At 58.3% G+C, this 8,894-nt stretch carries 8 protein-coding genes and 2 pseudogenes; 5 read left to right on the plus strand and 5 right to left on the minus strand.

The genetic code is table 11. From position 1 onward, the window contains the following. Window positions 1–124: 124 nt before the first annotated feature. Entirely contained in the window at window positions 125–961 is an 837-nt protein-coding gene (locus tag NKI70_RS31670) for an ATP-dependent DNA ligase (protein WP_502898951.1), read from the plus strand. A gap of 160 nt (window positions 962–1,121) precedes the next feature. Then, window positions 1,122–1,496 carry a hypothetical protein gene (locus NKI70_RS31675; RefSeq protein WP_352726113.1) on the plus strand — a complete coding sequence of 125 codons (375 nt, stop codon included), beginning with the start codon at window positions 1,122–1,124 and terminating at the stop codon, window positions 1,494–1,496. A 144-nt stretch (window positions 1,497–1,640) separates the two neighbouring features. Here NKI70_RS31675 and NKI70_RS34125 read toward each other — a convergent pair whose 3' ends face one another. After that, a complete protein-coding gene (locus tag NKI70_RS34125; protein ID WP_502898952.1) occupies window positions 1,641–1,841 on the minus strand; it encodes a Y4oE-related protein in 201 nt (66 codons plus the stop codon). Window positions 1,842–1,991: 150 nt separating this feature from the next. Between NKI70_RS34125 and NKI70_RS31680 the strand changes: the two genes are divergently transcribed. Continuing rightward, complete coding sequence (locus NKI70_RS31680) at window positions 1,992–2,822, plus strand: hypothetical protein (RefSeq protein ID WP_352726114.1); 831 nt, start codon at window positions 1,992–1,994, stop codon at window positions 2,820–2,822. Here the strand turns inward: NKI70_RS31680 and NKI70_RS31685 are convergent. From NKI70_RS31685 to NKI70_RS31695, 3 genes and pseudogenes are all read right to left on the minus strand, one after another. Next, window positions 2,779–3,021: pseudogene (locus NKI70_RS31685) on the minus strand (SOS response-associated peptidase); the annotation flags it as partial. The gene NKI70_RS31680 and the pseudogene NKI70_RS31685 overlap by 44 nt on opposite strands. Window positions 3,022–3,385: 364 nt before the next feature. Beyond that, window positions 3,386–3,676, minus strand: a complete 291-nt coding sequence (locus tag NKI70_RS31690; protein ID WP_352726116.1) for a hypothetical protein — start codon at window positions 3,674–3,676, stop codon at window positions 3,386–3,388. 33 nt (window positions 3,677–3,709) lie between these two features. Beyond that, window positions 3,710–4,177, minus strand: a complete 468-nt coding sequence (locus tag NKI70_RS31695; RefSeq protein WP_352726118.1) for a Ros/MucR family transcriptional regulator — start codon at window positions 4,175–4,177, stop codon at window positions 3,710–3,712. Between the two features lie 223 nt (window positions 4,178–4,400). Between NKI70_RS31695 and NKI70_RS31700 the strand changes: the two genes are divergently transcribed. Beyond that, complete coding sequence (locus tag NKI70_RS31700) at window positions 4,401–4,766, plus strand: DUF2934 domain-containing protein (RefSeq protein ID WP_352726120.1); 366 nt, start codon at window positions 4,401–4,403, stop codon at window positions 4,764–4,766. 147 nt (window positions 4,767–4,913) lie between these two features. On the opposite strand, the pseudogene NKI70_RS31705 reads toward NKI70_RS31700, so the two are convergent. Next, window positions 4,914–5,725, minus strand: a pseudogene (locus NKI70_RS31705) (hypothetical protein). Between the two features lie 1,700 nt (window positions 5,726–7,425). Here NKI70_RS31705 and NKI70_RS31710 point away from each other — a divergent pair. Next, complete coding sequence (locus NKI70_RS31710; protein ID WP_352726122.1) at window positions 7,426–8,556, plus strand: helix-turn-helix transcriptional regulator; 1,131 nt, start codon at window positions 7,426–7,428, stop codon at window positions 8,554–8,556. Window positions 8,557–8,894 lie beyond the last annotated feature (338 nt).

The following is an 8,894-nucleotide window of genomic DNA, read 5'->3' on the forward strand; positions in this document are numbered from 1 at the left end:
ACTGTCGCGTTTTGGTTTCCGAGCGGAGTCGCGTTATGTTCGCTCTGGCTAATATAAGCCGAATGCCTAATTCTCTAATGTGCGTAAAATTGTAAGTACCGGCCGGCTCGAGTTCATACCGCCGATGATGCCTACCCTGGTCGCCAAGCCGCCCCAGGGCGACGGATGGACTCACGAGGTCAAGTTCGACGGCTACCGCTCCCAGATCATCATCGACGCCGGCCGGGTGCGCGTCTTCACCCGTCGCGGGCTTGACTGGACGTCGAAATACCGCGACCTCGCCGCAACAGCCAAGACGCTGGACGTCGAGAACGCCATCATCGACGGCGAAATCATCGTTCTCAACGATAAGGGCCTGTCCGACTTCGCCGAGCTACGCAAGGCGATCACACGGCGCCAGCACGATCTCTATTTCGTCGCCTTCGATCTGCTGCACCTCCACGGTCACGATTTGCGCGACATGGCGGTCGAGGAGCGCCGCGAGATCCTGGAGGGCGTCATCCCGTTAGACATCCGCATTCAGTTCAGCCAGGCCTTGCCGGGCCAGGCGAACGCCATCTATCATTTGGTCGACCAAGCCGGCCTCGAGGGCATGGTGTCGAAGCGTCTCGGCAGCAGATATGTCAGCGGCCCGACCACAAACGGGCTGAAAACCAAGTGCTACACGATTGGTGAATTCGAACTGCTCGGCGTTGAGCGGGAGCAAGGCAAGCCAGCTTTCGCCCTGATAGCGGTGCCCGGCACGCGCAAATATGTCGGCAGCGCTTTCGTCAGCATCAATCGTGAGATGCGCGAGCGGTTATGGAAGCGTGTCCAGGAGCATGCCGGCCCGCCGCCGAAGGACATTCCCAAACGGCCGGCAACACAGTGGGTCAAGCCGGGGATCAAGGTTCGCATCAAGCATCTCAGGGGCGAGGAAGACCTGCGACATGCATCATTGCTGGACTTCAAAGAGGATTGAGCTTGTCCACCAGAGAACTGCTCGTCCATCGGTTTGAGGGCCGCAACTGAGCTTTAGTGGGAATGCCCGTTGGCGCCGGCTGGCGACCTTTTGAACCTCAGGCAAAGCTATGATAACAGGCGATTGGTAGGGGCAAGTTGACTGAGAAGAGGGGGAACGTTTGAGCCGCATTTTGGTAACGGTTATCGCAGGAATCTGCTTCACGATATCGACTGGTTGGGCCGGGCAGGGAGACCAGCAAAACATCAATTACTTGGCACGTATGGCAGATGGCAAATTGCATCGGGCTGCAGCAATCTCAGGTAACATCTATGGCGTATTGAAAAGGTGCCCAGCGCTGAGACCAAGCGAAAGTGGAAAAGCCATGATGGCTGTCTCCATCCTTTTGTACGACGGGCTAAATAAACACTTGGCGCCAAATCCGGCTAAATTCGAGAGAGCGATCCGCGTGTTTGACGGCGCTTACCGTAAGGCTGTTCTGAGTAAGGTTAATTGCCAGACCGAGAAGGCCAAGGACCCAGATAGTTACCGGTAGATGTCCGCCTTGGGGCCAATCCATTCGCGGGAATTATCATGGCCATAGCAAAAAAGGATCAGGAGCGTGCCGCCTACGCATGGATGTACGGCGCTCAGCCTAGCAAGGACGGTAAGGAGCGCGTCGTCCCCGGGGAACCAGAGGTTACCCCGCCTGCCGCGTCAGCTCGAAGACCCGATACCAGAAGTCGTAATCGTCTTTGCGGCCGTCAGCACGCGCGGAGAGAGCGCACCAGGCCGCCGCCAGCGCGATTATTGTGATCAGTGGTCGGCTGGGCGTTATTGTGATCCGGCCATTGCTGTTTCTCCCAAAACACAGGGGGCGATAATGGATGCAGCCACCCATATTTGCAACCAAGGATCGCCGGCGCTGCACGCGAGCCACGCCGTGTGCTAGTCAAGGATCTTCACGACCACGTCTTCACGGGTCGCTTCTGATCGCGCGTAGTCGACACTCTCGGTGTACTCCGATTTGGGGCTGGCGATGAAATCGTAGATGAAACTTGCCTTGCTCCAGCGACATGTCTTGAGGGCCGCTTGGTATTTCGAACCCGAGATAGGCGAACAGGCCACGGAACAGACAAGCGTCAACATTCCCGACTTTTTCGCTGATGTGCAGGATGAAGGCGAGCCCGCCCTTGCCGTAAAGCTCAATCTGGTCGCAGCCCGTTTGCAGGTTCTTGGTTTCAGCTCTGCCTCCAACAAAAGGAAACCTGAAATCGGACGGAGCAAATATTACGGAATAGATCGGATGATAAAACTCAAAAGCAACAGCAAGATCAATAGTGTCCACCTTGTTCTTGTTAATGTAATATTGGAAAACACCGATATTCGCGCACCCGTGCTTCAAATCTACCTTCCCACTATGCTCCATGGAACAGAAGATGGCATAGGTTCTGACCATCTCTCCGAAGAAGAGTTTTCGAGGCATGAGCGAGCGAAGGAGGGAACTGCTGACTTATATTTCATGGATCTCGTGGACCCTGGTGGTCGCATAGCCAGTGGTCAGCCATCCACCGACCGCGGTCGCCATGATCAACCAAAGGATATGTGGGCCGATGCGGCGCGTAGCGTGGTTGTCGGACATCGATCAACTCCCATTATAGATAGCGTTCCCCTTCGGCACGGCGTTCAAAGCAGAACCAATGCGATGGCTGCCTCGGCTTGGCGAATCCCATCCGGCAACCTTGCCACAGTCGGGATGCTCGCACCTATGGTGCTGCCGCGTGACGGGCTCCATGGCACCGGGAAGGCGGATCAGCTCGTCGCTCATCGGGATGCTTTCAAAGCAGCGAGCCTTGTGCAGGCGCCTGCAGCGGAACTTTGATCTGTGTGGCCGGCTTCTCGACGATGGCGAGAGCGTCGTCGGCCGCCGGCCGCTGCAGCCGTTTCGCTTCCGACCATGGCGCTGTCAGCCAAGTCTCGGCTTCCTCTCGCGAGGTCAGGATCACCGGCATTGCCTTCTCGTGGATCGGCTCGATTAACGCGTTTGGCTTCGTGGTCATGAAGGCATAAAGCTCATGATCGGGGCCCGCAGCAGAGGCCCTTCGCCGGCCAAGATCGACCGGGAATGGCCTTATCAAGTTGCGCTACCCGACGACCTGTGCACTGGACACAGCTTCACGCTGATCGGCGAATTCTGCGAAGAGCGCGGGCTTGCGCCTATGAAAAGGCAGGTGCAGGCGATATGGCCGGATCATAAATACGAGAACTGGCGGCTCTATTGCTTCGCCGATCAGGCGATGGCCGTCGACGAATACGACAGGCCGGCGCCTTTCAGTGGGAGGTTGCCTGAAAGGCGCCGGCCGGACGGGCCATCAGGTCCGCCGCGCCTTAGCGCTAGTTGAGTCGCAGCTTCGCCGTGCATAGCGTGATCGCAGAAGTTTGCCTTTACGCGCTCCCGTCCGTTTCACTCTCCTCATCGATTTCGCGCACGGGCAGATAGGCGTTCGTTTCCAGCCAATCCCGCAGCACGATCTGAATGAGGTCCGCCCGGCCGATTTTCATTTCGGCAGCAATGGAGTTGAGAGCGCCCGCGGTTGCCGATTCCAGCGGCACGCCGGCGACGTTTCTGAGCATCAATGCCGCGCGCCGCAAGATGATCTGCAGATCCGCGCGCGAAATGTCCTCAATGCGATCGGCCGCGCTTTCAAGCTCTTCGGCGATGGAATGGCGCGTCATCGCATTGGTCCGCTTGCCTGAGGCAGCGTATTCTTAGGCCTTCACCCGCTTGGCTGCTGCCTTCTTGGCTGGCACCTTCTTGGTGGGCATTTTTGCGCCTGCCTTGCGACCAAGTCCGATTGACTTCGCCAACTCTGACCGTTGTGCAGCGTAGCTTGGTGCCACCATAGGGTAGTCCCGCGCCAACCCCCATTTGGCTCGATACTCGTCAGGCGTCATGCCAAGTAGGCCCAAGTGCCGTTTCATCGACTTGAACTTGCGCCCGGTTTCCAACGAAATGATGTGGTCTGGAAACACAGACTTTTTGGGATTGACTGCCGGGGTCTGTGTTGGCTGCTCAACTTCAGCTGGCTTGACTAAGCTAACGAGAGCGGAGTTCACCGAAGAAATAAGATCGGGCAGGCCTGCTACGGGTACTGCGTTTTTTTGGACAAATGCCGCGACAATATCCGCGGTCAATTCCATCAATTGTGCGTTCTGGTGATTGTTCTCTTCGGTCATTCATCAACTCCTATTGCTATTTCGCTTTCGTATGGGGGAAAGGCGGATCGCGCAAGAAAGCAGGTCCACAGAACGAAATACTCGGGATCATCGGCCGACCGCTGCGTAGATACCTCCGGAAGCCAGCCTTCCGAGTTTGTCCCTCTTTGTCCGAAATCGGCGTTTAGGGTCGGATCGTTCCGACGCTCTTTCGCGTTGGGTGAAACCCCAAGCAGGAACGACCATGTCAGACGACAAACACGAACGCATTCGGCGCCGCGCATATGAGATCTGGGAACGAGAAGGCCAGACGCACGGTCTGCACGAGCGCCACTGGAATCAGGCGACGTTTGAAATCGAGAACGAAGACCGCTCGCTCGGGGCTCGACCACCGGCAATATCTGGTGCCGAAGTCCCAGGTCCTGCGCCCCAAAGCCGAAGGAAGAAAGGCAAGCGCGCCGCGGGTCAATCGGATGTTGAAGCGGCGGAAGCGCTGGCGATGAGAACAGGCATCACCGGCGACCAAGCTCAAGACCTCATCGACCGCCTCGGTGACGATCCGCTGGCACTTGATGAGGCGGCGCGGAGCCTTAGGGGATCCGAAAGGTAACCGCCGGCTGTCCAGGCAGCCCATCGCTGTACTCGACACATCGCCCCAGATTTTCAATCTCCGCCCCAGCGGACCGCCGCATCGACCGCACAAATGAAAGCCCGCGCCTCTGGCGGAGAGCCGGCCGATCGAGTTGCTGCCCGAGTTTCACGACATTCGACTGAGATCGCGGTTTCGCCTTCGACGCTCGATGATACGCGCGTTTCGACGGGCAACTCTAGTTCGGCAAGCGTCGGCTGCCACCAGCCCCGGGAATATTCCATCGGTCCGGCCTCACCACGAGCCGGCCATGTCCTGATGAGTTCCGCCAGCGCTGCCGAGCGCCACGTTCCCCACACGAAGTCGAAGTCTGCCCGCATCGCTTGTGGGTAGAAGGCGGCCAATACTGACGGCTCGGCGACTTCACCTAAGACATCGGTAAAGACGAAAACGCCGTACTGCTGTGTTGCGACGGGAGGTCCATCGGCGGCAAGTCTTCAGCTGGCAACGCATAGCGATGGCGGCGGCGTTCCGCATATCGCAACCGCGTGCTTCTTTGAGCTTCCGAGTCCTTCTCCGCCTCGCGCCTTCGCTTCCTTTCCTCGGGCTCGCTACGTCGGGCAGCCTCTTCGATCGTCAGCCACCGGCGCCGCAGTTCCTCATAGGACCGAAATGGCACGCGCCACACCCGGAGTTCATCGTCCCAACGTGCCCAGGGAATGCCATGTAGTTCCCGAAGGACAGTCTTAGGGTGTGCGAATGCGCAGGTCGTCGGCAATCTCGAGATAGGGACTGGAGATCGGATCGACAGCGAAGGCGTCGCGCCCCTTGCTATCGGCGTGGATCGCCAACAACTCGGCTTCACGCGCCAGCCAACGGTCGACCCTGCGGGCTGCCGTCTTGCCTGGTACAAACCAGCTCCTGCGCTCGTCGTTCCACCTCGCTCGCGGAAACGCCTCGCGAAATCGTTCGACAGTCATCCGGTCATAAGGGAAGTCCGCCAAGGCACCGGGCCTGTCCTGTTTCCGCAGCGCAGGCTGAAGCTTGGATTCCTCCACGGTGGTGCCGCCAATGGTGTTGGATTCGCAGAGAAACGTCCCGCCGGCCCTAATGGTTCACACGCGAACCAGAACTCTGGGCACGCCAGGATTGGGCAGGCTAGTATTCTGTAATCATTCGACGCGGCGGAGCGAAATTTGGACTCACACTAATGTACCGCGGACTTGCGACGCCGGTGAGCAAATCGTGGATGGCGGGAAAATGAATCCGGAACCCGTCCCGGCTGCGTTCTTCAGCGCTGGCGTCTGTTTCCTGGCCGAGGGACATGACGCCTGCCGCGCCAACCCTGCAACTTAGATCACCCTGTGCTGCGCAACTTAATAGGCAGCACAGATTGCGTGAGCGATGGCCGATAGGTTTGACGCAGAAGTCCTGAAAATTTCCGTCCTTGGAACGGTACACGCCTACATTGCTAGACGGCACGCCCCCGTTCCGGCAAAGCTGCGAATCGCGGGGCCACTGGCAATCCGCAGGTCGGCGGGTTCAGGCAATGCTCATTGAAAGATGGGCCGCCGACTTTCCTTTTGGCTGTAAAGCTCGGCGGGTTGTCGCTCTCAATTGCCGTCTCAAATTGATCGGCGGGACGTGGCGACGCGGATGGCTGTCACACGCTGCAATTCGGACGCGTCAGCGCATTGCAGAAGACTTGCCTTTGGGTGATCACCTGTCATCCCTGATAACCAGGGATGAAGCAGAACAGGATGTTCGCTACTTTTGCACAAAATGGGCTGAAGAGCGCGGGGACCCTCATCAGCCACAGAATCCAAGATTTCCGATTTCTTTTCTTGGCTTGAGCAGAAGTCGCCGGGCCACTTGAAATTCCGAAGCAGTACTTCGGTGCGGGACGACGTCGACCGATGGTTCATCGACGAATTCAAGCAAGGTTGGCGCTACCTTCCGCGATCATGCCATACCCATCTCACTTGCCTCCTGCGGCGGGAGTGCCCAATCCCGCCTTCGGTCTTCCAAGACCTTCGTGCCTCCCAACGGCAATGGCCGGATTGGTCAAACTCACCGTACGCCTTTTGCGATCGAGCGTCCGCAACGGGCCGCAAATGTTGCCATTCGTCTCATCGACGGGAACGAGCAAGTAGCGCCAATTGCCGATTTTCCCGGCGCTTCACCAAAGCCGACCTTCGCGCCACGACTGGAGCTGCCGACCCCTTACGGGCGTTTGTCGGAGCCAATAGCATTGCCCCACCTGTCTGATAGCACTCGAATGGAGATCACCGGATGACCGAAGGTGGTCCCACTAGACCCGTCGATCGTAGACCCGTGGCTTTCCTTGCACTTTCGCAGAGGCTGAAGCCCTTGCTCGATGGACCCCATTGTCCCATCATCTAACACTTTCGACGGGACAGCCTTTTGGAAGGGCTTAGAAGGCCTCTCCGGAGCTTGGTAATCTCGGTAGCGAAGAGGCTTGCTTCAGCGCGGCGGGACTTTGACCGCCTGAGGCGGCATCTTTGTAGGCTCGTGCACAGCGACGCTGCCACGGCAGGGAAAATCTGCCAGCCCGTCGCCGGGTAAACTAACAAGGGTTTTGCTAGTGGCTCTTAGTAAACTTTTCTGTGACTGAAACGTCCGCCTTCCTGATTGCCGTTGAATTTCTTACGAGTGTGCCATGGCGAACGAAGCCGACAATTTTTGCTCATTGATCGATGGCATCTACGATGCCGTGCTCGACTCTTCGCTCTGGGCCCATGGGTTAGTAGGCGCTGCGGATGCGCTCGGAGCCTCCGGCGGCGTGATCCACGCCTTCTCGACGACGGGCCGACAGCTTCTTTTCACGCATAACGGCCGTCTCGATCCAGATTGCGTGCGCGTTTGCGAGACTGAATACCGCCACAATCCCTGGACGTCGACCTCCATGAGCCAACTTGTCAAACGTCTAGCGCTTTCAGATGAAACGATCCCACTCGAAGATCTCAAGCGCACGCCCTTTTACGCCGACGTGCTGAGACCTCAGCATCTCGGACATAACGCTGCCGCGGTCCTCGCCAACAACGGTCAGGTCACCGTCACGATCAACCTGTGCCGGACCGAGAAGCGCGGCCCGTTCGATTGGGAGGCTCAGGCGAAATTGGAAGCCCTTATCCCTCATTTTCGGCGGGCAATGCGGCTGCACCTACGCATCGACGGATATAGCGGTATACGGGAGGAGGGACCGCGGGCTCTCGATCGACTGACCTTTGGTGTTCTCGTTCTCGATGAAATGGGCAATGTCCTGTTTGCCAATGACGAGGCGAGAACGCTGGTTGCTGGAACGCCTTTAAGGATGCGTGGCGCCTGTGTCGCCTCCGGTCCATCAACTTCGGCGGATCAGCTTCGAGGAGCAGTCAGCACAGCCCTGGCGGGACGCACCCCGGAAGTCTTTGCGATCTGCCGTCCTGGTTCCGATGTGCCCCTTTCAGTGCTCGCGGTTCCTTTGCGCGGGGCAGTCATCGGACATTTGAGCCCGGGTGCTCCGAGACGGCCCGTGGCAGCGCTCTTTCTGTCCAACCAATCGGCTCCCGGTGCCCGTCCACCGCCAGATCGGCTCGGGAACCTCTTCGGCTTCACCCCCGCGGAAGCCCGCATGGCCGTGGCGCTCGCAGACGGCGGTGGCCAGCGCGAGATCGCGAGCCGACTTGGGATCAGCATGAACACGCTCAAGACGCAAGCGGGTCGCGTCTACGCGAAAGCAGATGTGCGCCGACAGGCGGAGCTGGTTCGTCTCATGGCCGACATCCTTCGGATGCCACGCGACGAATAGCCCATCCAATCGACCGTAAAGAATATCGGCAGCGAGATCTGACCAGCGCTTTTTCTGGAAGTTCAAACAACTGGTAACGCTTCGCAACTGGAGACGCTCCCCCTCATAAGACTAACCCTCAAAATTGGGCTCGCAGCAAATCAGTTGCGAGTGCAGCTGCATCAGTCCTCGGATTTTTCGTTGCCTAGAGCGGTTCCTGATTTGACGGAATCGAAGGGGATTCCGGATCAGTCGGTTTTGTGATTCAAGATGGTGGCTGGAGTGGAGGCCAGCATCGGATGACGCGACCTCTTTCGGATGATCTTCGCGAACGTGTTGTAGCGGCGGTTTTGGGTGGC

This window comes from Mesorhizobium sp. M0500 (assembly GCF_040321165.1).
Classification (GTDB): Bacteria; Pseudomonadota; Alphaproteobacteria; order Rhizobiales; family Rhizobiaceae; genus Mesorhizobium.